Below are 24,383 nucleotides of genomic sequence, written 5' to 3'. Positions count from 1 at the left end.
GCTGTCCGAGCGGTGTTTTGCGTGAGCCCCGCCCCCACGCGTCACCTGCGGCCCCGACACCGCCTGCGCGGCACCAGATTGAGACATTTCCTGCCAGAAATCCGATGAATCTTGGAATCAAGGGTACCCCACCCGGGAGGGCGGATGAGGAGACCCTTGGGGCCATCTATGTCCTGTCAGAAATGCGGAATGCTTCCGGTGGCCGTGCCATTGACCGTGTTGCCGCTCACCATGTTGTCGCCAAAGGACAGCAGGCTCCCACCCAGGTTGCTGTAGCCCGTATCGTTCGCCACGATGGTGGACCCCCTCAGATAGGTGACACCGCCTCGGGTGGTGATGCCATTGGTGTATCCCCGGACGGAAACGTTGCTGATGGTCGAAATGGAACCGGCAGGCCCAATGTGTATGCCAAAAGTATTGGGGGTCGAGGTGGCGTTGGTCATCTGCACATTGCGGATATCCATCCGCCCGTTCACGACGGTGGTCAGCATATTGATTCCATTGGCGTAGCCTTCGATCGTGCTGTCTTCCACCACTACATAGCGCGCTGCCATGTACCTCACAGCATTCAGGGCACCGGACAGGCCCGTGAAGGTGAGTCCGCGCAAGACAACAACATCGGTGGCAGCTGCATTGATGGTGATGCCATTCTGGCCGGCACCGGAGACCAGGATGCCTGCGATATGGCCCCCGCCATTGATGGTGATGGACTTGGTGATAGTGACGGCTCCGTAGCCCGCGTCGTCCATCGCGTTGATCTCGCCACCTGCCGCCGTTTTGCTGATCGCACCTGCGAATGTCTTGCAGGGGGCGGTCCGGCTGCAGGGATTGGCGTCATCGCCCACTCCGGACACCCAGGTGCGTGTCGCCTGCGCATGGGCAGAGGAACCCAGTCCCAGCAGGAGCGTGGCCAACAGCAGTACTCCCCAGTTTGAGAAAGAAATTTTCATGTTGATCTTTCGTTCAGCTTGACCATGAACCAACCATTGATAGAGCGTGTTGACTAGCCCGCACCACGTTCTTGCGTGGGGGTTGGCAAGCCCGCGCAAGAGAAGTGTATTGATTTGTTCATCCGGTGTACAACCTTGTTGGACCGCTCTCTGGCGGGCGGTGTGCTGAGGAAGAGAGGGACCGCGAGGCGCACCCGCCGACGCCCTCCCGGGTGCCAGCTCTGGCCGAGCCCCGGGCGGTTTTTCCCCAGGTGCAGTGGATTGGCGTCGGCCTGCTTTTCGACCAGATAGCGCCGTTGAGGTGGGCATGGAGTGGGGGCTGGGCAGGGAGCTTCCTGCTGCTTGCCGCCTCGGACTGTTCGGTGGCCCGCACGCCGCCACCGTTCGGACTCAGCTTGTCGAAGCCTCGCGCTGCGCTTCGACAAGCTCAGCGTGAAAAGGTGTGCGTGGTGCGGGAGGATTTGTGGATCAGCCGCTGGCTGAGACCCTCGGCGCGAAAAGGCTGAACGCCGTGGGCCACCGAGCGATGATCTGCCTCCCGCCCCCACTCCAATCCACCGGGGGTGTGCTGAAGGACTGGCAGGCAGGCTTTACCCCAGCCAGCCCTTGGGCACCTTGTCGGCTTTCTTCTCCACCGGGTTGGCCGTGAGCGCGGTGGCCGCGTACTGGCGCATGAATTCCTTGGCCTTGTCGGGGCGGGCCGTGAGCCAGGCGTCGTAGGCGCCTTCGTTCAGGATGGCGGGCATGCTCTTTTCGCTGCCCGGTTGCTGGTAGCGGTGCAGCAGCGCGTGGTTGTTGGCGTTCACGGTGAGCAGGCAGTAGCTCACGATCACCTCGCCATCGGCTCCCTGCCAGCGGGCCCACAGCCCCGCCACGCCCATGGGCTTGCCGTCCACGCGGGAGATGCGCGTGGGCACGGCCTTGCCGGAGCGGAAGTCGTCTTCATAGAACGCCATCATCGGCACTATGCAGCGCTGGCCGTTCAGCCAGGCATCGCGGAATGCCGTGCCGGTGGAGGCCAGGTCGGACTTGGCGTTGACCAGCTTGGGGGCGCGCAGCTTCGCGTCGGACGCCGACTTGACCCAGTGCGGCACCAGCCCCCACTGCGCGGGCACCAGCACGCGGGCGGCGGCTGCCTTGTCGTCCACAGCCGGTGCTGGTGCCTGTTCGCCCGGCGGGGTGGCCATGGCCGCCGCGGCGGCTGCATGCACGATGAAGCCGCCCGGCTTGCGCGGCCACAGGTGGCGCTCGTCGGGTGCCGGCGGAGGTTCCACCGCGAATGCCTCGCGGTAGACGTCGGCGGGGTGCAGGGTTTCGTAGTGCGTGCTCATCGTGCGATGGTACCGGCCTGCCGCGCGACCCATGGAAAAAATGCCCGCTATCGCCGGATTGGCAAGCGCTGGCAGCTATGAAATGAGGAGCGTTCCAGAGCAGGCAGCGGGCTGGGGCCGCGGTGTGCGTGACCTGCGTCAAGCCCGGTGTCGCCTGCGTTGTGACGCGTGCCCGTGCGGTTTTCACAATGGCCGCATGGACTTCGCACCTTCGCCCCTGGCCCGTGAACTGCATGACCGCCTCGTGGCGTTCATGGACCGCTATCTGCTGCCCTACAACGCCGCCTGGCATGCGGCCGCGCTGGCGGGCGACTACCCGCCGCCCTTCGTGGAAGACCTCAAGGCCCTGGCCCGCGAGGAGGGGTTGTGGAACCTGTTCCTGCCCACGCTGGGGCCCGACGAGCCCGGCACCCGCCTGTCCAACCTCGACTACGCGCCGCTGGCCGAGGCGATGGGCCGCCTGCCCTGGGCCGCCGAGGTGTTCAACTGCCAGGCGCCGGACACCGGCAACATCGAGCTGCTGCACCGCTTTGCCACGCCCGCGCAGCGTGCATGCTGGCTGCAGCCGCTGCTGCGTGGCCAGATGCGCTCGGCCTTCGCCATGAGCGAGCCGGATGTGGCCTCGTCCGACCCCACCAACCTGCAGACCACGGTGCGGCGCGAAGGGGATGTGCTGGTGCTCAGCGGCCGCAAGTGGTTCATCACGGGGGCGGCGCATCCTCAGTGCCGGCTGTTCATCGTGCTGTGCCGCAATGCCGGCGCAGACGGTGGCGGCGGCGAGGCTCCGAGCCACGCGCGCCACAGCATGGTGCTGGTGCCCGCCGCCACGCCGGGCCTGAGGGTGGTGCGCAACATCAGCGTGCTGCACCACCACGCCCCCGAGGGGCATTGCGAGGTCCTGCTGCAGGATGTCCGGGTGCCGGCCGACCACCTCCTGGGCGACTGGGGCGCGGGGTTTGCGATGGCACAGGCGCGCCTGGGGCCGGGGCGTGTGCACCATTGCATGCGCACCATCGGGCAGTGCGAGCTGGCGCAGCGCCTGGCCACCGAGCGCGCGCTCGAACGCACGGCCTTCGGCAAGGCTCTGGCCGAGCAGGCCAACGTGCAGGAGTGGATTGCCGAGTCGCGCATCGAGATCGACCAGGCGCGGCTGCTGGTGCTGCATGCGGCCTGGTTGCTGGACCAGGGCGATGCCGCCGATGTCCGCCAGGTGCGTGCCCAGGTCGCGGCCATCAAGGTGGTGGCCGCGCGCCTGCAGCAGCGCGTGGTGGACCGCGCCATGCAGATCTTTGGCGCCATGGGCCTGTCGCCCGACACGCCGCTGGCCGCGTTCTGGACCTGGGGCCGCGCGCTGCGCCTGATGGACGGGCCCGACGAGGTGCACCTGCGCAGCGTGGCGCGCCACGAGCTGGCCCAGGTGCGCGGCCAACTGGGCGCGTCGACCGCCTACTTCACCACGCCGGAGCAGATGCGCGCCCCGCCCCGCCTGCGGACCTGAAAGCGCCCGCCGGGTGGCGGCTTTGCCCGCGTCCTTCGCGGCGCAGGTCGCGGTCGTGGGCACGCGCGGCATGCCGCCCCATGTCAAGCCCGGGCGCCGAGCGAGACCGCGCCCCGTGGGCCGGACGGCGCCACCACGACGCGGTTGCGGCCCAGCGACTTGGCGGTGTAGAGCGCCTGGTCCGCGCGCTCCAGCGTGAGCTCCACCGTGTCGCCCGGCAGGTGCAGCGCCAGGCCGGCTGACACGGACAGGCGCAGCACGCCGGTGGAGTGAGGGATCTCCATCGCGGCCACGGCCAGGCGCACGCGCTCGAGCAGGTCGCGCGCATCGTCCAGATGGGTGTCCGACAGCATCAGCACGAACTCTTCGCCGCCCCAGCGGGCCAGCACGTCGGTGTCGCGCACGCTCGCGCGCACCACGCCGGCAAAGGCCTGCAGCGCGCGGTCGCCGGTGGCATGGCCGTGGCTGTCGTTGACACGCTTGAAGTGATCGATGTCAAGTTCCGCCAGCAGCATGGGGCGGCCGCTGCGCAGGCTGCGCCGATGCTCCAGGTCCATCAGGTCGAGCATCGCGCGGCGGTTGGGCAGGCCCGTGAGCTCGTCGCGCGTGGCCAGCTCGCGGTTGACGGCGAGGGCGTGGGCCAAGGCCTCGCGCTGCTCGCGCAGCCGCGCGCGGATGCGCTGGATGCGCAGGTTCAGCGCGATGCTGCCGCCCAGCACGATGAGCACCATGAGCGCATAGGCGGTGTCCAGGTAGCCGAATGGGCTGGCGCTGAAACGGGTGGTGGCGGCCACGGCGCAGGCAAAGGCCAGCAGCGCATATACGCCGATGCCGATGACCTCGGCCACGGTCAGCCCGAAGGTGCCGAAGAACAGGATCATGGCCAGCACGCTGGGCACCACGCCGCGCGCATCGCCCGCCAGCACGTAGGCCACGGCGCCGCTGGTGATGGTCCAGACCATCTGGGGCACGGTGAGCGAGGGGTCGTTGAGCCGGGCGGTCTCGCCCGAGCGGATGAATGCCGTCATCACCACGAGCCCGCCCACCGAAATGGCGGCCCACCACTGCACGGCGGCGGCGTTCACCGCGCTGCTCGCCATCGACACCAGCAGCATCACGCCCGCGCTGCTGGACATGAGCGCCAGCGCGAGCAGCGCCATGCTCACCAGCGTGCGCCGCCGGGGATCGGTCGACAGAACCACATCCCTGAGGCGGCGCCGGCGGGAAGATGTGCGCAAGATGGAAACTCCTGCCAGTGTGGTGGGATCGCGCGGAACGCGGGGCCAGCGGCGCGCGGGCGGGCGGCTGCCGGTGCTCTGCGGTTCATTCTAGGGCGGGGGCCGCCCTGCGTACAGCCTGGGTGAACCCCTCACGGGCCCGCGAGAAGCGTGAGCGCCACCAGGGCCGCGAGCGGCGCCGTCTCGGCGCGCAGCACGCGCGGCCCCAGCGTGACCGGGGCGAAGCCGTGGAGCAGCGCCAGATCTTCCTCGGCGCCGGAGAGGCCGCCTTCCGGGCCGGAAAGAAACACCACGGGCCCGGCGGGGGCCGCCGCCGCATGCAGTGGCGCGGTGCCCGTGCGCAGCGACAGCAGCAGGCGCTGCGCCGCCGCTTCGGCCCCGGCGCCACCCGCTTGCCGCGCACGCACCCAGCTGGCCAGGTCCACGGCGCCGTGCACCACGGGCACGCGGTTGCGGCCGCACTGTTCGCAGGCGGCCACGGCCACGGCCTGCCAGTGGGCGATTTTTTTCTCGGCCCGCTCGCCCTTGAGCTTGAGCACGCTGCGCTCGGCCACCAGGGGCGTGATGCTGGCCACGCCCAGCTCGGTGGCTTTCTCGACGAGCCAGTCCATGCGCTCGTTGGCGGTGATGCCCGCCAGCAGGTGCACCGTGCGCGCGGCTTCGCGTTCGGTGGCATGGTGCGCGCCCACCAGCACGCGCACGTCGCTGCGGCCCATGCGCAGCACGGTGGCGTCGAACTCGCCGCCCGGGTCGCCCCCGTCCTGGCCGCCGTGGAACAGCGTGATGGCATCGCCCGGCTGCAGGCGCAGCACCTGCACATGGCGCGCGGCGCCCGGGGGCAGGTCCAGCTCGGCGCCGGTGGACAGAAGGGCCGGGCAGTGGAAACGGGGCATTTGCTACCTAATTTATAGCTGTTTGCGCTTGAAGGACAAGCGCTACAGCCTGATTGGACTCGATTTTTCCTGGCATGCGCCCGGTGGCGCCCCTACATCCGGCCGTAGGCAAATCCCGTGACCGGCTCGGTGCCCTCGATCTGGTCGAGCATCTTGAGCAGGGGCCCCAGCTGGCGGTAGCGGTTGGCCGTGGCGCGGATGTAGGCCATGAAGCGCGGCGCGTCGGCCAGGTACCTGGGCTTGCCGTCGCGCAGGGTCAGGCGCGCGAAGATGCCCGCGACCTTGAGGTGGCGCTGCAGGCCCATCCATTCCACCGCGCGGTAGAACTCGCCGAAGTCATCGCCCCAGCCGCTGGCGCTGCGGGCGCCCAGCAGCCCGGCCTTGCGCGCCTTTTCCCAGTAACGCACGGTAATGTCGATGACAAACTCCTCTTCCCAGCTGATGAACGCGTCGCGCAGCAGGCTGGCGATGTCATAGGTGATGGGACCGTAGACGGCGTCCTGGAAGTCCAGCACGCCCAGGGGCGCGCCTTCTTCGACGGGGGCCATCAGGTTGCGCGTCATGAAGTCGCGGTGCACGTAGACCTGGGGCGCAGCGAGGTTGTGCGCCACGATGGCATCGAAGGCGCTGCCCAGGGTGGCCTGCTGCTGGTCGTCCAGCGTGACGCCGCGGTGTCGGCCCAGGTACCAGTCGGGGTACAGCGCCAGCTCGCGGCGCAGCAGCGCCTCGTCGTAGGCCGGCAGCACGCCGGGCTGGGAGGCCTTCTGCCAGTCCAGCAGCACATCGGTGGCCTGCTGGTACCAGGCGTAGGCGGCCTGGGGCTGCCCGGGGTTCAGCAGCTCGATCACCGTCCGATGCCCCAGGTCGGACAGCAGCATGAACCCGCCGGGCTCGTCCCAGGCCAGGATCTGCGGCACGTTCAGGCCCGCGGACGCCATCAGGCCCTGCACCTGCACGAAGGGGCGGCAGTTCTCCTGGTGGGGCGGGGCATCCATCACGATGCGGCTGCTGCCCGTGGCGCTGTCGATGCGCAGGTAGCGGCGGAAGCTCGCATCGGCCGACGCCGGGCGCAGCGTGGCGGGCAGCAGCTGGTGCGGGCCCACCAGGGGGGCGAGCCAGGCTTCGAAGGCTGTCTGGCGGGCCGCGTCGGGCCAGGCCACGGTACAAGTTGCGGGGGTTGCCACGGCCATGCCCGGGGGCGGGCAGGCGGGAGAAGGGGAGGATGGGTGGCTCATGGATAATCCGATTTTACAAACCCGCTCCCCGCCTCCGTGGTGAGCGGGTCCTTCTTTCATCCGCCCCTGCCCATCGCCCCACGTGCCACGCCGCAAGCCCCCTACCGTGCAGACCCCTTCCCCCCGGACCCGGCCCGCCACGGCGAAGGCCGTGCGGCTGCGCGCGCCCGTGCCCCGGGCCCTGGCCTATGGCGTGGCGCTGGCCTGGTGCGGGCTGCCGCTCTCCGCGCTGGCGCAGGCGGCGGAGGCCCCCCCGCCCAGCGCCTGGGATGCACCGCCCGCGCTGCGCACCTCGCCGCTGCTGCAGGAAAAGATTCCGGACGCCGTGCGCCCCCAGCTGCCGGTGTTCGTGAAGGGTGACCACATCAGCGGCCAGACCGACCTGAACGCCGTCATCGAAGGCAATGCCGAATTGCGCCGGGGCGACACCGTGATCCGCGCCGACCGCCTGGACTACAACGTGCCCGAAGACCTGGCCAAGGCCAGCGGGCAGGTGCGCATCAACCGCGCGGGCAATGTGTACGAAGGCACGGCGCTGGAGCTGCGGGTGGATGCGTTCGAGGGCTTCTTCAGCGACGCGCGGTACAAGTTTCTGGCCACCCAGGCGCACGGCGATGCCACGCGCGTGGATTTCATCGACCGCGACCGGGCCGTGGTGCACAACGCCACGTACACCACGTGCGAGCGCGGCAATGAAGAAAGCTGGCGGCCCGACTGGGTGCTGCGCGCCGCCACCATCCGCATCGACAACGAGGAAGAGGTGGGCACGGCGGAAGACGCGGTGCTGGAGTTCAAGGGCGTGTCGCTGCTGCCGATTCCGTACATCACCTTCCCGCTGTCGGACAAGCGCAAGTCCGGCCTGCTGCCCCCGACCATCGGCCTGGACAGCCGCGACGGGGTGGCCTACATGCAGCCGTACTACTGGAACATCGCGCCCAACCGCGATGCCACGCTGCGCGCCGCCCTCATGACCAAGCGCGGCGCCAACCTGGGGGGCGAGTTCCGCTACCTGGAGCCGAGCTATTCCGGCCAGGTCAGCGCCGACGTCATGCCCACCGACCGCCTGCGCGACCGCATGCGGTGGAGCTTTTCGGGACAGCACCAGGGTGCTTTCAACACCGGCATCGGCGGGGTGGGGCTCAACCTCAACCTCAATCGCGTCAGCGATGACAACTACTGGCGCGACTTCGGCCGCGCCTCCGAGCTTCTGCGCCAGCGCCTGCTGCCCGGCGATGCCACGCTGTCCTGGGCGCGCAATGACATGTCCGCGAGCGTGCGCACCCTCAAGTGGCAGACGCTGCAGGACGTGACTTCTCCCATCGTGCCGCCTTACGACCGCATGCCCCAGCTGCAATGGCGCTATGCCCCCTCGCAGCTCGGTGGCGGGGTGGATGCCAGCGTGGAGCTGGACACCACGCGCTTCCAGGCGGCCCGCGAGCTGACGGGCCAGCCCAATGCCCACCGCAGCTATGCCATGGCGCAGATCAGCCGACCGTTCCTGTCGCCCGGGGGCTTCGTCACGCCGCGCCTGCAGCTGCACGCCACGCAGTACCAGTTCGATACCCCGCTGTCCAATGGCGAGCGTTCGGCCAGCCGCGCGCTGCCCACCTTCAGCCTGGACAGCGGCCTGGTCTTCGAGCGCGACGCCGCGTACTTCGGCCGCGCCTTCCTGCAGACGCTGGAGCCGCGTGCTTTCTACACGTACACGCCGTACCGTGACCAGAGCCGCCTGCCCGTGTACGACACGGCGGCCAACGACTTCAATTTCGCCACCATCTACACCGAGAACGCCTTCGGGGGCAACGACCGGCTGGCCGACAACAACCTGCTCACCCTGGGCGTCACCACGCGGCTGCTGGACCCGAACACGGGCGCCGAGGCCGCGCGCTTCGGCGTTGCGCAACGCGTTCGTTTCTCCGACCAGCAGGTGACGCTGCCGGGCGGCGCGCCCGTGAGCGAGCGCCTGTCGGACCTGCTGCTGGGCGCGGGCATCACCTGGACGCCGCAGTGGGGCTTTGACTCCACCGTGCAGTACAACCCCAAGACCGGCCGTTCCATCCGCTCGACCATCGGTGCGCGCTACAGCCCGGGCAACTACCGCACCGTGAGCGCCGCCTACCGCCTGCAGCGCGGCACCAGCGAGCAGATCGACATTGGCTGGCAATGGCCGCTGGACGCGCTGTGGGGCAGCAGCGAGACCCACAACAACAAGCCATCTGGCGCCGCCGGCCGTGGCCAGGGCGGCGGGCGCTGGTACAGCGTCGGGCGCCTGAACTACAGCCTGCAGGACCGCAAACTCGTGGACACCGTGGTGGGCCTTGAGTACGACAGCTGCTGCTGGATCGGCCGCGTGGTCCTCGAGCGCCTGCAAAGCAGTGTCACCACGTCCAACACCCGCCTGCTGTTCCAGATCGAATTCGTGGGCTTCTCCCGCCTGAGCCTGGGCTCCAGCCCCCTGGATACCTTCAAGCAAAATGTGCCGCGCTACCAGAACCTGCGCGAGCAGGTGACAACGCCCAGCCGTTTCAGCAACTATGACTAACGCTTAACGCCATGAATCACCGTGTCATCGCACTGGCCATTGCCACCCTGGCTTCCCTGATGTCCCAGGGCACCCTGGCCCAGGGCCTGCGCCCTTCCGGCGCGCCTGCAGGCAAGGGGCTGACGGCGCGCCCGGCGGCCGCACCTTCGATCACGCTGCCCGCGGAGACGGCGGCGGGCAGCGGCGGCAGTTCGGCGCCCCGTCAGGCGGATTTCATCGTGGCCGTGGTCAACTCCGAACCCGTGACCAACAACGAGGTGCGCTCGAGGCTCGCGCGCGCCGAGGCACAGCTGGCGCAGCAGGGGGGCGCCATGCCGCCACGCGACCTGCTCGCCCGTGAAGTGCTCGAACGGATCATCCTGGAGCGCGTGCAGCTGCAGCAGGCGAAGGAGTCCGGCGTCAAGGTGGATGACTTCGCCGTGTCGCAGGCCGAGCAGGGCGTGGCCCGGCAGAACAACATGACGGTGGACGACCTCTACCGCCGCCTCGCGCGGGACGGCATGGGCAAGGAGCGCTTCCGTGAAGAGCTGCGCAACCAGCTGCTGCAGCAGCGCCTGCGCGAACGGGAAGTGGAGGCGCGCGTGAAGGTGTCCGACCTGGACATCGACCAGTACCTGCGCGAGCAGCAACGGGGCGCCGACGTGGCCTCGATGGAGATCAACCTGGGGCACGTGCTCGTCCTCGTCCCCGAGAATGCCAGCCCCGTGCAGGTGGCCGAGCGCCAGGCACGCGCCCAGCGCGCGGCCGACAAGGTGCGCGCGGGTGAGGACTTCGCGGCCGTCGCGCGCGAGTTCTCCGACGCGCCCGAAGGGCAGCGGGCCGCAGGCCTGCTGGGCCTGCGGCCGGCGGACCGGTATCCCGAACTGTTCGTGAACTCCACGCTGGGCCTGCCGGTGGGCAGCATCGTCGGGCCCGTGCGGTCGCCGGCGGGCTTTCACGTGCTCAAGGTGGTGGAGCGCGTCACGGCGGGCGTGCCCACCACGGTGGTGCAGAACCATGCCCGCCACATCCTGCTGCGCACCGGGCCGCAGCTGACGGAGTCCGCCGCCGCGGCGCGCCTGGCGGACTACCGGCGCCGCGTGCTGGCGGGCCAGGCCGACTTCGCGGCGCTGGCGCGCGAGCATTCCCAGGACGGCAGCTCCAAGGAGGGCGGCGACCTGGGCTGGGCCAACCCGGGCCGCTACGTGCCCGAATTCGAGCAGGCCTTGAACAGCCTCAAGCCCGGCGATATCAGCGAGCCGCTGGTGTCGCGCTTCGGTGTGCACCTGATCCAGCTGCTCGAGCGCCGCGAGGCCAAGCTCACGCAGCGCGAGCAGCGCGACATGGCGCGCGATACGGTGCGCGAGAAGAAGCTGGACGAGGCCTACGCCACCTGGGCGCAGGAACTGCGCGGGCGCGCGTATGTGGAATACCGCGACCCGCCGCAATGAAGATGGAGTACGTCCCCCCGAGGCGCTGCGCACCTTCCTCCTCCTTCTTCCGTATCGCTGCGCGATGCGGGAAGGGAGGGGCCCCCGCCAGCGCCCCCCGGCGAAGCGCCGCCTGCGCGGCTTGGCCGCCCTTGCACAGCTCGCATGCCGTCTCCCGGCATATCGACAGCACCAGCGGGCCAATGGCATGAAGCACATCCCCCGCAAGCGCTTCGGGCAGCATTTCCTGTCCGACAAGGGCATCATCGAAGACATCGTGCAGGCCATTGCGCCCCAGCCGGGCCAGCCCATGGTCGAGATCGGACCGGGCCTTGCGGCGCTCACGCAGCCCCTGGTGGAGCGCCTGGGGCGCCTCACGGTCATCGAGCTGGACCGCGACCTGGCCTTGCGCCTGCGGCTGCATGGCCAGCTGGAGGTGATCGAGTCCGACGTGCTCAAGGTGGACTTCACCGCGCTGGCGCAAGCGATGCGCGAGAAGGCCGCGCAGCCTGGCCTGCGGCTGCGCGTGGTGGGCAACCTGCCCTACAACATCTCCACGCCCATCCTGTTCCATCTGCTGGACCATGTGCAGGTCATCGAAGACCAGCACTTCATGCTGCAAAAGGAAGTGATCGACCGCATGGTGGCCCAGCCTGCCACCAGCGACTACGGGCGCCTGTCGGTGATGCTGCAATGGCGCTACGCCATGGAAAACGTGCTGTTCGTTCCCCCGGAGAGCTTCGACCCGCCCCCGCGCGTGGACAGCGCCGTGGTGCGCATGGTGCCGCACGCAGAGCCCGCGCCCTTGTCGGTGCCCCTTCTGGAAGAGCTGGTGCAGGTCGCCTTCAGCCAGCGCCGCAAGCTGCTGCGCCACACGCTGGGCCGCTGGCTCGAAGCGCGCCAGTTCGCCGGCACCTTCGACACCCAGCGCCGCGCCGAGGAGGTTCCGGTGAGCGAGTTTGTGGCCTTGGCACAGCAGTGCTCTTGAATCAATAGCTGCTCGCGCTTGATGGATAAGCGCTAGAGTCTGATTTGACTAAGATGACAGCCACTGGCACGGCCCGAGCGGAGGATGCCAGGCAAGGGGCGCCCCGCAGTGAGGGCATCCCCCCTTTCCGGCGACGCCGGGAGAAGGGGGATGAGCCGCCAGACTCAGGCAGCCGAAAGCCAGTAGCCGGCGTTGAAAGGGCTGCTCATGCGCAGCGCCATCGGGGACACGTCGACGAGCTTGTCGGTCGGCATTTTCTCGGCGGGCTCCGCGGCGATCTCAATGCCCTCGACACCCTGGGTGCCGGTAGCCTCGTTCGCCCGTTCTGCTTGGCTGGTGGATGCAGAACGGGCTACAGAAAAGAATAGAAACAGCGGAAGGGGATTTTTCGGTCGCCCCAATAGTCGGCGGCGTCGCGGAAGATATCGAGCAGCTGTTCACGCGCTTCCTTGTCGAACTTGCCGGTGGCGGGGATCTGCTCCAGCACCACGATGAAACCAGGCTGCGGGCCCGATTTGTGCAAGGGATCCGTCATGCAGTCGTACAGCGCATCAAAATTCTTGCCGAAGTGCGACGGGAAGGTGAATTGCCCGGCAATCAGGTCCAGCACATCCTGCTTGGACTGCGCGTGGGCCAGGTTGGCGTACAAGAAATGGTGACCCATGGAGGTGGCGGCATCCTGCAGGTCCTGCACGCGGAAGGCGCGAATGGACTGCACGATGTTGGTGCGCACGCCACGCAGTGGCGTTTCCAGGTCTTTACGAAGTGGCGTCTGCATCTCCGCTACTCTTTCTTTATAAAGTCCACAAACTTCTGGCTTCTCGCAAGGCTGCGGAATGCGGCCTGCGCGTGGGGGATTCAAGGTGGCGCGGTGTGCGCTGCCAGGGTTCTTCTGGTCTGCGTGCACCGCATCGGGGGTCATTCGACGATCTCGCGAAAACTGGCGTAGTGGTCGCCGGTGTAGTAGCAGGCGTCCGGAACCCGGGGCTTGCCGCCGCACACGATGCGCCGGGCTCCCCGGTCGCGCGATCCTGGCGTTCTGACGGTGTACTCACGGTAATAGCCCCGCTTGTGGGCGGGCAACAGCCGCTCGCGATTACCAAAAACCGATCCGTCCTTGTCATACGGAAAGGGGCCCCCCTCACGGATCAGCGCATACGTCGCACGCCCTTGGGGCGGCAACTCGGCCAGTGCGATGGGGGTGAGGGAACCGTCGGTGGACGGGGATTTCCGGGCATGCCCCGCCACCGGGGACAACACGAACGCAACACCCAAAACACACAAAAACCCTGCTTTGCGCGCCCGGGTGGCTACAGCCTTCAGCATCAACGAACCTTTCAGAAACTACGGGTTAACCCGAAATTTCGAGCCGCTAGTGTCGCTCAACGGCCCCCAAAAAGCAAGCGTCTGCACAAAGATTGGGCAGACGCTGAAGGGGGCAAGCAGCTTTTTAAGTTAGTGCTTGCTATCTATTTTGGGCTTATCTCGACACGTTGGCATCCGCCACGGTCAGGGCTGTCATGTTCACGATGCGGCGCACGGTGGCGCTGGGCGTCAGGATGTGGACCGGTTTGGCCGCTCCCAGCAGCACCGGGCCGATCGCGATGCCGCCGCCCGCGGCGGTCTTGAGCAGGTTGTAGGCGATGTTGGCCGCGTCGATGTTGGGGAACACCAGCAGGTTGGCGTCGCCCGTCAGTTCGCTGCTGGGCATGAGGGCCGCACGGGCCTTGCCGTCCAAGGCCACGTCGCCGTGCATCTCGCCGTCCACTTCCAGCCAGGGCGCCTGCTGGCGCAGCAGTTCCAGCGTCTGGCGCATCTTCACGGCGCTGGGGTGGTTGCTGGTGCCGAAATTGGAGTGCGACAGGAGCGCGGCCTTGGGCTTGATGCCAAAGCGCATCATTTCCTCCGCGGCCAGCGCGGTGATTTCGGCCAGCTCCTGGGGCGTGGGGTCGTAGTTGACGTGCGTGTCCACCAGGAAGACCTGGCGCCCTGGCAGCATGAGGCCGTTCATGCAGGCATACACGGGCACGTCCTGCGCCGTGCTGTCGGCGCCGCCCGCGTGCTTGCCGATCACCTGGTCGATGTAGAGCAGGTGGTTGGCCGTGGTGCCCCAGGTGCCGCAGATCAGGCCGTCCACCTCGCCCTTGTGCAGCATCATGCAGCCGATGAGCGTGAGGCGCCGGCGCATCTCGATCTTGGCGACCTGCTGGGTGATGCCCTTGCGCTCGGTCATGCGGTGGTAGGTCTGCCAGAAGTCGCGGTAGCGGTGGTCGAAATCGGTGTTGACCACGTCGTAGTCCACGCCTTCCTTCAGGCGCAGGCCGAATTTCTCGATGCGCTGGGCGATGATGGCCGGGCGGCCGATCAGCGTGGGGCGGGCCACCTTCTCGTCCACCACGATCTGCGCGGCGCGCAGCACGCGTTCCTCTTCGCCCTCGGCGTAGGCCACGCGCTTGCGGGCCGCGGTGCGCGCGGCGTCGAAGATGGGCTTCATCGTCGTGCCCGAGGCGTAGACGAAGGTCTGCAGCCGGTCGCGGTAGGCGTCCATGTCGGCGATGGGGCGCTGCGCCACGCCGCTGTCCGCGGCGGCCTGGGCCACGGCCGGCGCGATCTTCATCATCAGGCGCGGGTCGAACGGCTTGGGGATCAGGTATTCGGGGCCGAACGTCAGCTTCTCGCCCACGTAGGCCGCGGCCACCACCTCGCTTTGCTCGGCCTGGGCCAGGTCGGCGATGGCGTGGACGGCGGCGATCTCCATCTCATCGGTGATGGTGGTCGCGCCGCAGTCCAGCGCGCCCCGGAAGATGTAGGGGAAGCACAGGACGTTGTTCACCTGGTTGGGGTAGTCCGAGCGCCCCGTGGCCATGATGATGTCGCCGCGCACGCTGTGCGCCAGCTCGGGCGTGATCTCCGGATTGGGGTTGGCCAGCGCGAAGATCACCGGCCGCTCGGCCATCGTGGCCACCATCTCGGGCTTGAGCACGTTGCCCGCCGACAGGCCCAGGAACACGTCCGCGCCCACCATCACCTCGGCCAGCTTGCGGGCCTCGGTCTTCTGCATGAACTGGCGCTTGTCGTCGTCCATCAGCTCTTCGCGGCCTTCATAGACCACGCCGGCCAGGTCGGTGACGAACACGTTCTTGCGCTGCACGCCCACCTTGAGCAGCAGGTTCAGGCAGGCCAGCGCCGCCGCGCCCGCGCCGCTGGTGACCAGTTTCACGTCCTCGATCTTCTTGCCCGCCACCTTGAGCGCATTCACGATGGCCGCCGCCACGGTGATGGCCGTGCCGTGCTGGTCGTCATGGAAGACGGGGATCTTCATGCGCTTGCGCAGTTCGCGCTCCACGTAGAAGCAGTCGGGTGCCTTGATGTCTTCGAGGTTGATCGCGCCGAACGTCGGCTCCAGCGCGGCGATCACCTCCACCAGCTTGGCCGGGTCCTTCTCGTCGATCTCGATGTCGAACACGTCCACGCCGGCGAATTTCTTGAACAGCACGCCCTTGCCTTCCATCACCGGCTTGGAGGCCAGCGCGCCGATGTCGCCCAGGCCCAGCACGGCGGTGCCGTTGCTGATGACGGCCACCAGGTTGCCACGCGCGGTGTAGCGGAAGGCGTTGGCGGGGTCCTTCACGATCTCCTCGCAGGGCGCGGCCACGCCGGGCGAGTAGGCCAGGGCCAGGTCGTGCTGGTTCACCATCTGCTTGGTAGCGGCGATGGCGATCTTGCCGGGCTTGGGAAACTCGTGGTACTCGAGAGCGGCACGGCGCAGCTGGGCGCGCTTGTCGGAATCGTTGTTGTTGTTCTGGGCCGTGGTGTTCTCGGGCATTCAGTGTCTCCAACTCAGGGGGTGGGTGCAAAAACCGGGCTGCAGAGGCGCTGCAGTGGCTGTCAGCTTTGTAAGGGTCTGCGATTGTAGGGCGGTGGTCGTGAAAACCCTAGTAAGCGAATCTGCTTATATGGGTGGATCAGCCATGACCCCATCGGCTGCAATCCCCCACAAGGCAAGACGCCCCGCAGCCGGGGCGGCTGCGGGGCGTCTTGGCCTGGGCGCGGGGGCTCGGTCAGCGGCTGCTGGGGAAGCTGAACACTGCGCCTTCGCGCACGCCGGCCGAGGGCCAGCGCTGCGTGATGGTCTTGCGCTTGGTGTAAAAGCGCACGGCATCGGGCCCGTAGGCGTGCAGGTCGCCGAACAGGCTGCGCTTCCAGCCGCCGAACGAGTGGTAGGCCACGGGCACGGGCAGGGGCACGTTCACGCCCACCATGCCGACCTGGATGTGGTCGGTGAAGTAGCGCGCGGCTTCGCCGTCGCGCGTGAAGATGCAGGTGCCGTTGCCGTATTCGTGGGCGTCGATCAGGTTCATCGCCTCTTGCAGCGTCTTCACGCGCACCACGCCCAGCACGGGGCCGAAGATCTCTTCCTGGTAGATCTTCATGCCGGGCCGGACGTTGTCGAACAGGCACGCGCCCAGGAAGTAGCCGTTCTCATGGCCTGCGGCCACCTGCACGCCCCGGCCGTCCACCACCAGGGTCGCGCCTTCGGCCACGCCGCTGTCCACATAGGACTTCACTTTCTCGAAGTGCTGCCGGGTGACCAGCGGGCCCATGTCGTTGCCGTTGTCCGTGCCGGGGCCGACCTTCATCCTGGCGATCTCGGCCTTCAGCCCGGCGACCACGGCGTCTCCCACCTCGTCACCCACGGCGACGAGCAGGGGGATGGCCATGCAGCGCTCGCCGCAGGAGCCATAGGCCGCGCCCATCAGCGCGCTCACGGCGTTGCCCACGTCGGCATCGGGCATCAGCACCGCGTGGTTCTTGGCGCCGCCCAGGGCCTGCACGCGCTTGCCGTGCTTGCAGCCTTCGGCGTAGATGTACTCGGCGATGGGCGTGGAGCCCACGAAGCTCACGGCCTTCACGCGCGGGTCGGCCAGCAGCGTGTCCACCGCTTCCTTGTCGCCATTGACCACGTTGAGCACGCCGGGCGGCAGGCCGGCTTCGAGCGCGAGCTGGGCCACGAACAGCGTCGAGGACGGGTCGCGCTCCGACGGCTTGAGCACGAAGGTGTTGCCGCAGGCCACGGCCATGGGCCACATCCACAGCGGCACCATGGCCGGGAAGTTGAACGGGGTGATGCCGGCGCACACGCCCAGCGCCTGGAATTCGCTCCAGGAGTCGATGGACGGGCCCACGTTGCGGCTGTGCTCGCCCTTGAGCAGCTCGGGCGCGTAGCTGGCGAACTCCACGTTCTCGATGCCGCGCTGCAGCTCGCCATGCGCATCGGCCAGCACCTTGCCGTGCTCGGCGGTGATCAGGGCGGCGATCTTGTCGGCGTTGTCCTCGAGCAGGACTTTCAGCTTGCCCATCACGCGCGCGCGCTTGAGCGGCGGGGTGTTGCGCCAGGCCGGGAAGGCGGCCTGGGCCGAGGCGATGGCCTGTTCCACCGTGGCCTTGCTTGCCAGGGCCACGCTCGTGTGGGACTCGCCGGTGGCGGGGTCGAACACCGGCTGGGTGCGCGCCGTGTCGGCAACGGGCTGGCCGTCGATCAGGTGGCCGATGGTGGTGGTGACGTTCTTGTCGTGGTTCATGTCTGGATATGATTAAAAAATGCTTCCAGCGCCCATGTGACAAGCGCTGGAAGCTATCAATTCAGGAGCAAAAGGCGTGCCGCGTGTCAGGCGGTTTCCGCCAGGGCGTCGCCCAGGGCGTTCACCATGCGGTCGATTTCAGCCTCGGTGCTGATGAAGGGCGGGGCCAACTGGATGGTGTCGCCGCCGTAGCGCACGTAAAAGCCCTTGTCCCAGCACTTCATGGCGATCTCGTAGGGCCGGCGGGCGGGCTCGCCCGGCAGCGCGGCGATGGTGATGCCCGCGGCCAGGCCGTAGTTGCGGATGTCCGCCACGTGCTTGGTGCCCTTGAGGCCATGCACGGCCTGCTCGAAATACGGTGCCAGCGCCTGGACGCGGCCGGGCATGTCTTCCTTTTGCAGGATGTCCAGCACCGCGTTGCCCGCCGCGCAGGCCACAGGGTGGGCCGAGTAGGTATAGCCGTGCGGGAACTCCAGCATGTACTCGGGGCCGCCCTGGCTGATGAAGGTGTCGTAGATATCCTTGGTGGCGATCACGCCGCCCAGCGGCTGCGCGCCGTTGGTCACCTGCTTGGCGAAGTTCAGGATGTCGGGCGTCACGCCGAAGGCCTCGGCCCCCGTCCAGGCGCCGCAGCGGCCGAAGCCGGTGATCACCTCGTCAAAGATCAGCAGGATGTTGTTCTGCGTGCAGATTTCGCGGATGCGCTCCAGGTAGCCCTTGGGCGGGATCACCACGCCGGCCGAGCCCGAGAAGGGCTCGACGATCACGGCGGCGATGTTCGATGCATCGTGCAGCGCGATCACGTCCAGCAGCTTGTCGGCCAGCGCGCGGCCGCCGTCCTCGGCCATGCCTTTCTGGAAGGTGCCGGCCGGTGGCTGGGTGTGGGGAATGTGGTCGGCCTCGATGCCCTGGCCGAAGGTCTTGCGGTTGCCCACGATGCCGCCCACGGAGATGCCGCCGTAGTTCACGCCGTGGTAGCCCTTCTCGCGGCCGATCAGGCGCGTCTTGCTGGCCTGCCCCTTGGCGCGCCAGTAGGCGCGGGCCATCTTGAGCGAGGTGTCGGCCGACTCGGAGCCCGAGCCGGTGAAGAACACATAGTCGAGCCCGGCGGGGGTCAGCGCCTTGAGGCGGTTGGCCAGCTCGAAGGAAGCCGGGTGGCCGAACTGGAAGGCCGGGGAGTAGTCCAGCGTCGCGGCGGCCTTGCCGATGGCTTCGGCCACTTCCTTGCGGCCATGGCCCAGGCCCGAGCACCACAGGCCCGACAGGCCGTCGAAGATCTTGCGGCCCTCGGCGTCGGTGTAGTAGGCGCCCTGGCCGCTCACGATCATGCGCGGCTTGGCCTTGAAGTTGCGGTTGCCGGTGAAGGGCATCCAGTGCGCCTCCAGCCATTCGGCGTCCATGCGGGGGCCTTCGGCGCCAGCGGCGGTTTTTTCGATGTTGACGAAGCTCATGGGATTCTCCAGTGCAAGACGGCGGCAAAAGCAGGGGCAGGCCCGTCCATGCAGGGCGGGTGCGTGGCATTGTTGCGCTGGCGGTTAATCTCTAAAATAGTCCAATATCAATGTTTACTTGACGGTTTATGCAAGTAATGCCCGCCACCCCGCACGCCACCGCCACCCCAGCAGCTGCCCCGCCCGCCAGCGCGGCCCGGCACCGCGCCGTGCTGGGGCAGCTCAGCGACATGGACCTGCGCCTGCTGCAGGTGTTCAAGAGCGTGGCGGAGTGCGGGGGCATGTCGGCCGCCGAGCTGGAACTGAACATCGGCACCAGCACCGTGAGCCGCCACATGAAGGACCTGGAGACCCGCCTGGGCCTCACCCTGTGCCGGCGCGGGCGGGCCGGTTTCGCGCTCACGGCCGAGGGGCAGCGCGTATACGACGAAACCCTGCGGCTGCTGTCCGCGGTGGACGCGTTTCGCAGCAGCATCGATGACATCCACCGCCGCATGGGCGGCAGGCTGGAGGTGGCGGTGTTCGACAAGACCGCCAGCAACCCGGCCGCCCACATTGGCGATGCGATCGCGCTGTTCGCCAGCCAGGCGCCCGAAGTGAGCCTGCAGATGCACGTGGCCTCGATCCCGGCCATCGAGCGCGGGCTGATCGACGGCAGCTTCCACGTGGGCATCATCCCGGCGCACCGCACATCGCAAAGCCTGGTCTATGCCGACCTGTTCGCCGAAACCATGCTGCTGTACTGCGGCGCGCGCCACCCCCTGCACGGCACCGACCATGCCGCGCTGACCTGGGAATCGCTGCGCGCCTACCAGTTCGCGGGGCTGGGCTACCACTCGCCCAACATGGAGCTGAGCCACAGCACGCGCCTGCCGCGCAAGGCCACGGGCTTCGACCAGGAGTCGATCGCCACGCTCATCCTCTCGGGCCGCTACCTGGGTTTCCTGCCGGACCACTATGCCGAGGGCTTCGAGCGCCAGGGGCTCATGCAGGCGGTATTGCCCGGGCGGTTCCACTACCGCTGCCAGTTCGTGAGCGTGCTGCGCAAGTCGCCGCAGCCCCCGCGCGCGGCCCAGGCCTTCGCGCAATGCCTGCTGCAGGCGCATGGTTGATGGCGCCTTCCTTGCCTGCGCAGCGGCGCGGGCGGACAATCCCCGTTCCTTGACTGGGCGCTGTGCGCGGGGTACGTGATGGCAAGCATTTCTTCGATCGGCAGCTCCGGCCTTCAGGCCGCCCAGTTGCGGCTGGACGCGTCGGCCAACAACGTGGCCAACATGAACACCCCGGGCTACCGCCGCGAGGTGGTGGCGCAGGAAGAGGCCGCCGACAGCGCGGGGGTGCGTGCCACGGTGCAGCGCGAGCAGGAGGCGCAAGGGGTGGCGCTGGAGAAGGAGGCCGTCGAGCAGATGTCGGCCACCTATGCGTTCAAGGCCAACCTGCAGACCCTCAAGACACAGGATGAGATGATGGGCTCGCTGCTGGACGTGAAGGCCTGACGGCCATCGCGGTCCACGCCCCCGACAAAGCCCCGCCAGCCGGGGCTTTTTTCTTTTCCTGTTTCCTTCCGGTGCCTAGCCGGGGCCGGCGGGGGCCAGCCCGGCCAGGCGCTGGACCAGCCAGCGCTGAAAAGCCAGGCCCGTGGCGGTGCGGCTGCGCAGGGGGATTGTGTACATGGTGGCTCCTTGGGGTGACGGAGGTCAGCCGGCCTGCAGCGCCGCGTTGGGCGTGTGGGCGAGGGCGGAGTCGCGCGCGCGGCGCCGGGCGGCGCGGTCCCAGGCCTTCTCATGGAAGAAGAAGGCCACCGCCTGCACCGTGGGCTCGAGCAGGCTCAGGGTGAGCGAGGCCCACAGGTTGCCGGTCACGGCGTAGGCCACCAGGGCGGCCACGCCAATGTGGATCAGGTAGTAGCTGCCCGTCTTCAGCAGCATGGTCTTGTTCTGGCGGGCGGCGCGGCGGATGTGGGACATGGAGGACTCCGGGTATCTGCAAGCCCCGCCGTGGCGGCAGGGATGAAGGAATGGTAGTCATTCTCAATAGCAAAAGCCAATTGGTACAGGCTAATACAAACATAGGCGCTATCAAACGCCCGCGCCGGACGGGTGGTGCGGCGGGGCCGCGCCCGGGTGGGAAGCCCTTCACGCCGGCGGGCTGAAAAAAGCGCCGGCCGGCACCGGTGCCGTTGCTATGATGGCCGCTCTTTTCAACCCCCTCTTACAACCGCCGGGAGCACACATGGCCCTCATGGACTTCATCAAGAAACAGTTCATTGACATCATCCAGTGGACTGAAGAGGGGGACGGCACCCTGGCCTGGCGTTTCCCGATGGCGGGCATGGAAATCCAGAACGGCGGCACGCTGGTGGTGCGCGAGTCGCAGATGGCGGTGTTCGTGAACGAGGGCCAGGTGGCCGACGTGTTCGCGCCCGGCACCTACAAGCTCACCACGCAGACGCTGCCGGTGCTCACCTACCTCAAGAACTGGGACAAGCTCTTCGAGTCCCCCTTCAAGAGCGATGTCTACTTCTTCAGCACGCGCCAGCAGATCGACCAGAAGTGGGGCACGCCCCAGCCCATCACGATCCGCGACAAGGACTTCGGCGCCGTGCGCCTGCGCGCGTTCGGCAACTACGCGTTCCGCATCGCCGACCCCAAGCTGTTCCACACCGAGATCTCCGGCACGCGCGAGTCCTACCCCGTGGCCGACCTCGAAGGCCAGCTGCGCGGCCTGGTGCTGCAGAACATCAGCAACGCCATCGCGGGCAGCGGCCTGCCGTTCCTGGACCTGGCGGCCAACCAGGTCATGTTCGCCGATGCGCTGACCAAGGAACTCGCGCCCGTCTTCGCCAAGCTGGGCCTCCTGATCGAGAACCTCACGGTGCAGAACGTCTCGCTGCCCGAGGAGCTGCAAAAGATCCTCGACCAGAAGATCGGCATGGGCATGGTCGGCAACGACATGGGCAAGTTCATGCAGTACCAGACGGCGCAGGCCATCCCCAAGTTCGCCGAAGGCGCGGGCAATGGCGGTGGCGGCATCGCGGGCGACGCCATGGGCCTGGGCGCGGGCGTGGCGCTGGGCCAGGTGCTGGCGCAGAACCTGCAGCAGGGCCTGCAAGGCGGCGGTGCGGCCGCGCAGGCAGCGCCTGCGGCGGCTGCTGCGGCCGCAGTGGGCGTCAAGCCCGAGGACGTGATGGCCACGCTGGAGAAGCTGGGCGAGCTCAAGTCCAAGGGCATCCTGACCCAGGAAGAGTTCGACGCCAAGAAGGCCGAACTGCTCAAGAAGCTGGTCTGATTCCGGTTGCTATCATAAATATAGCTGCTTGCGCTGGAGGGATCAGCGCCAGAGGCCAAAAAGGCCCCAAAGCCGCGTAGCGCGGCGCAGGCAGCAGCCCCCCGATGGCCACCGACCCCACACAGCGTTACTACCGCGCGCCCTGCCCGGGCTGCGGCGCGCCGGTTGAATTCCGCAGCGCGCAGTCCACGCACGCCGTCTGCGGCTACTGCCAGAGCACCGTGGTGCGCAATGGCGACGTGCTGCAGCGCCTGGGCAAGATGGCCGAGCTGTTCGACGACCACAGCCCGCTGCAGCTCATGGCCAGCGGGCGCATCCAGCTCGATGGCAAGGATGTGCCCTTCACCCTCATCGGCCGCCTGCAGTACAAGGGCGACGCGGGCACCTGGACCGAATGGGCCGCCTTTTTGCAGGACGGCACCCTGGCCACGCTGGGCGAGGACAACGGCGCCTACGTCTTCACCCGCCCCATCGACCCGGGCCGCGAGATGCCCGAGGCCGCGCGCTTTCGCATCGGCAGCACCACCGCCATCAACGGCAAGCCCTACAGCGTGGCCTACACGGGCCAGGCATCGCTCATCTCGGCCCAGGGCGAGCTGCCCAAGCTGCCGCCGCTGGGCCATCCGTTCGGCATGGTCGAACTGCGCAGTGCCGACGGCGAAGTGGTCAGCATCGACTACGGCCACACGCCGCCCAACGTCGAGCGCGGCAAGGCCGTGCTGCTGGAAGACCTGCAGCTCACCGGCCTCAAGGACGAATCGGCCAAGGACGAAAAAGGCCGCCAGTTCAACTGCCCGCACTGCGGCGCGCCCGTGCAGGTGCAGCTGTCCACCTCCAAGAGCGTCACCTGCGGCTCGTGCGCCAGCATCATCAGCCTGGACAGCGGTGTGGGCGGCGAGCTGCGCTCGGCCGAGCAGGACGAGCCCGTGCAGCCCCTCATTCCGCTGGGCAGCAAGGGCCAGCTGCAGGGCGTGCACTGGCAGGTGGTGGGCTTTCAGCACCGCATGGGCGTGGAGCCCGGCGACGACGAGCACTTCGGCTGGAGCGAATACCTGCTCTACAACCAGAAGCGCGGTTTTGCCTTCCTGGTCGATTCCGAAGAAGGCTGGAGCATGGTGCGCCCCACCACGGGCGCGCCGCAGATGGCGGCCACGGGGCGCTCGGCCACCTACATGGGCACCAAGTACGACCTCAAGTACACCTACGAGGCCGAAACCACCTATGTGCTGGGCGAGTTCTACTGGCAGGTCACGCGCGGGCAGAAAACCACCAACCGCGACTTCGCCAGCGCCAAAGGCCTGCTCTCGATGGAGCAAAGCCCCAATGAGATCACCTGGTCGGCCGGCGACAAGCTCGCCAGCGACACGGTGGCCAAGGCCTTCAAGCTCGACGACAAGAAAGACGTGCTGCAGCGCGACGACCCGGGGCCCTTCGTGGCCAAGTCCGGGCTGGGCTGCGGCACCGTCATCCTCATCGCCATTGTCATCCTCATCCTGCTGTTGCTGCTCAGCCGCTGCAGCCGCTGCGACCCGCGGGTGGAGAACTGCTCGTCGTCCAGCTACCGCAGCTCGGGCGGCTCGTATGGCGGGTATTCGTCCGGCGGCAGCCACAAGTAGCCCCGGGTTGCCGCAAGCCCCCGGGGGGCGCCGGCAGTTTTGCAACCTTTCCCGCCAGCCTGTCTGGCGGCAACCTTTTCGTTCAAGGAGATCACATCATGATGGGAATCGAATGGCTCAGGCCCGCGGCGTTCCTCGGGTCCATCCTGTATGCGCTGATTGGCGTGGTCATCTTCTGGCTGTGCTTCGTCATCGTCGACAAGATCACGCCGTATGACCTGTGGCGCGAAATCGTCGAGAAGCAGAACCAGGCGCTGGGCCTGGTGGTGGCGGCGATGTGCCTGGGCATCAGCATCATCGTGGCGGCGGCGATCCACTGACGCACCTTGCCTGAAGCGGCGCTCCCCCCGGGGCCGCGCCGG

At 67.8% G+C, this 24,383-nt stretch carries 20 protein-coding genes; 9 read left to right on the top strand and 11 right to left on the bottom strand.

The window, feature by feature from the left end:
- Positions 1-176: 176 nt before the first annotated feature.
- Together ACAM51_RS13355 and ACAM51_RS13350 are read right to left on the bottom strand one after the other, a co-directional pair.
- On the bottom strand, positions 177-950 hold the full coding sequence (locus ACAM51_RS13355) for a hypothetical protein (protein WP_369640889.1): 774 nt from the start codon (positions 948-950) through the stop codon (positions 177-179).
- 590 nt (positions 951-1,540) lie between these two features.
- A complete protein-coding gene (locus ACAM51_RS13350) occupies positions 1,541-2,281 on the bottom strand; it encodes an SOS response-associated peptidase (protein ID WP_369640888.1) in 741 nt (246 codons plus the stop codon).
- Positions 2,282-2,477: 196 nt separating this feature from the next.
- On the opposite strand from ACAM51_RS13350, the gene ACAM51_RS13345 reads away from it, so the two are divergent.
- Complete coding sequence (locus ACAM51_RS13345; protein WP_369640887.1) at positions 2,478-3,779, top strand: acyl-CoA dehydrogenase family protein; 1,302 nt, start codon at positions 2,478-2,480, stop codon at positions 3,777-3,779.
- 83 nt (positions 3,780-3,862) lie between these two features.
- On the opposite strand, the gene ACAM51_RS13340 is transcribed toward ACAM51_RS13345, so the two are convergent.
- The 3 genes from ACAM51_RS13340 to ACAM51_RS13330 all read right to left on the bottom strand — a co-directional run bounded on the left by ACAM51_RS13340 (position 3,863) and on the right by ACAM51_RS13330 (position 7,100).
- Positions 3,863-5,017, bottom strand: coding sequence for a diguanylate cyclase (locus ACAM51_RS13340; RefSeq protein ID WP_255590965.1), 1,155 nt, complete (start codon positions 5,015-5,017; stop codon positions 3,863-3,865).
- Between the two features lie 131 nt (positions 5,018-5,148).
- Entirely contained in the window at positions 5,149-5,910 is a 762-nt protein-coding gene (locus ACAM51_RS13335; protein ID WP_369640886.1) for a 16S rRNA (uracil(1498)-N(3))-methyltransferase, read from the bottom strand.
- A gap of 92 nt (positions 5,911-6,002) precedes the next feature.
- Positions 6,003-7,100: an aminoglycoside phosphotransferase family protein gene (locus tag ACAM51_RS13330; RefSeq protein WP_369643817.1), complete on the bottom strand. Its 1,098-nt coding sequence runs from the start codon at positions 7,098-7,100 to the stop codon at positions 6,003-6,005.
- A 202-nt stretch (positions 7,101-7,302) separates the two neighbouring features.
- Between ACAM51_RS13330 and ACAM51_RS13325 the strand changes: the two genes are divergently transcribed.
- The 3 genes from ACAM51_RS13325 to rsmA all read left to right on the top strand — a co-directional run bounded on the left by ACAM51_RS13325 (position 7,303) and on the right by rsmA (position 12,084).
- The gene (locus ACAM51_RS13325; RefSeq protein ID WP_369643816.1) at positions 7,303-9,687 is read left to right on the top strand and encodes an LPS-assembly protein LptD; all 2,385 of its coding nucleotides are present in this window, start codon (positions 7,303-7,305) and stop codon (positions 9,685-9,687) included.
- Between the two features lie 11 nt (positions 9,688-9,698).
- Complete coding sequence (locus ACAM51_RS13320) at positions 9,699-11,117, top strand: peptidylprolyl isomerase (RefSeq protein ID WP_369640885.1); 1,419 nt, start codon at positions 9,699-9,701, stop codon at positions 11,115-11,117.
- A 187-nt stretch (positions 11,118-11,304) separates the two neighbouring features.
- Positions 11,305-12,084 (top strand): 16S rRNA (adenine(1518)-N(6)/adenine(1519)-N(6))-dimethyltransferase RsmA, encoded by a 780-nt coding sequence (rsmA, locus tag ACAM51_RS13315; protein WP_218297057.1) that lies wholly within the window; start codon positions 11,305-11,307, stop codon positions 12,082-12,084.
- A 352-nt stretch (positions 12,085-12,436) separates the two neighbouring features.
- Here rsmA and ACAM51_RS13310 read toward each other — a convergent pair whose 3' ends face one another.
- The 5 genes from ACAM51_RS13310 to ACAM51_RS13290 all read right to left on the bottom strand — a co-directional run bounded on the left by ACAM51_RS13310 (position 12,437) and on the right by ACAM51_RS13290 (position 19,117).
- Positions 12,437-12,862, bottom strand: coding sequence for a barstar family protein (locus ACAM51_RS13310; protein WP_010464776.1), 426 nt, complete (start codon positions 12,860-12,862; stop codon positions 12,437-12,439).
- A gap of 140 nt (positions 12,863-13,002) precedes the next feature.
- Positions 13,003-13,410, bottom strand: a complete 408-nt coding sequence (locus tag ACAM51_RS13305) for a ribonuclease domain-containing protein (protein ID WP_218297058.1) — start codon at positions 13,408-13,410, stop codon at positions 13,003-13,005.
- A 154-nt stretch (positions 13,411-13,564) separates the two neighbouring features.
- A complete protein-coding gene (locus tag ACAM51_RS13300; RefSeq protein WP_218339385.1) occupies positions 13,565-15,910 on the bottom strand; it encodes an NADP-dependent malic enzyme in 2,346 nt (781 codons plus the stop codon).
- A gap of 235 nt (positions 15,911-16,145) precedes the next feature.
- Positions 16,146-17,666 carry a CoA-acylating methylmalonate-semialdehyde dehydrogenase gene (locus ACAM51_RS13295; RefSeq protein WP_218297060.1) on the bottom strand — a complete coding sequence of 507 codons (1,521 nt, stop codon included), beginning with the start codon at positions 17,664-17,666 and terminating at the stop codon, positions 16,146-16,148.
- Between the two features lie 86 nt (positions 17,667-17,752).
- Positions 17,753-19,117 (bottom strand): aspartate aminotransferase family protein, encoded by a 1,365-nt coding sequence (locus ACAM51_RS13290; RefSeq protein ID WP_369640884.1) that lies wholly within the window; start codon positions 19,115-19,117, stop codon positions 17,753-17,755.
- Positions 19,118-19,326: 209 nt separating this feature from the next.
- Here ACAM51_RS13290 and ACAM51_RS13285 point away from each other — a divergent pair, with 209 nt between their 5' ends.
- Both ACAM51_RS13285 and ACAM51_RS13280 read left to right on the top strand, forming a co-directional pair.
- Positions 19,327-20,229, top strand: a complete 903-nt coding sequence (locus ACAM51_RS13285) for a LysR family transcriptional regulator (RefSeq protein WP_218297210.1) — start codon at positions 19,327-19,329, stop codon at positions 20,227-20,229.
- Positions 20,230-20,307: 78 nt separating this feature from the next.
- Positions 20,308-20,613 (top strand): flagellar basal body protein, encoded by a 306-nt coding sequence (locus ACAM51_RS13280; protein ID WP_218297062.1) that lies wholly within the window; start codon positions 20,308-20,310, stop codon positions 20,611-20,613.
- Positions 20,614-20,814: 201 nt separating this feature from the next.
- Here the strand turns inward: ACAM51_RS13280 and ACAM51_RS13275 are convergent, their stop codons facing one another.
- A complete protein-coding gene (locus ACAM51_RS13275; RefSeq protein WP_218297063.1) occupies positions 20,815-21,084 on the bottom strand; it encodes a DUF2061 domain-containing protein in 270 nt (89 codons plus the stop codon).
- A gap of 265 nt (positions 21,085-21,349) precedes the next feature.
- On the opposite strand from ACAM51_RS13275, the gene ACAM51_RS13270 reads away from it, so the two are divergent.
- The 3 genes from ACAM51_RS13270 to ACAM51_RS13260 all read left to right on the top strand — a co-directional run bounded on the left by ACAM51_RS13270 (position 21,350) and on the right by ACAM51_RS13260 (position 24,341).
- Entirely contained in the window at positions 21,350-22,405 is a 1,056-nt protein-coding gene (locus ACAM51_RS13270) for an SPFH domain-containing protein (protein ID WP_218297064.1), read from the top strand.
- A gap of 104 nt (positions 22,406-22,509) precedes the next feature.
- Positions 22,510-24,021 (top strand): DUF4178 domain-containing protein, encoded by a 1,512-nt coding sequence (locus ACAM51_RS13265; RefSeq protein ID WP_369640883.1) that lies wholly within the window; start codon positions 22,510-22,512, stop codon positions 24,019-24,021.
- A 101-nt stretch (positions 24,022-24,122) separates the two neighbouring features.
- The gene (locus tag ACAM51_RS13260; RefSeq protein WP_218297211.1) at positions 24,123-24,341 is read left to right on the top strand and encodes a DUF350 domain-containing protein; all 219 of its coding nucleotides are present in this window, start codon (positions 24,123-24,125) and stop codon (positions 24,339-24,341) included.
- Positions 24,342-24,383: the final 42 nt, after the last annotated feature.

This window comes from Acidovorax sp. A79, assembly GCF_041154505.1.
GTDB lineage: Bacteria > Pseudomonadota > Gammaproteobacteria > Burkholderiales > Burkholderiaceae_C > Acidovorax.
This window is presented reverse-complemented; position numbering and strand designations above follow the sequence as displayed.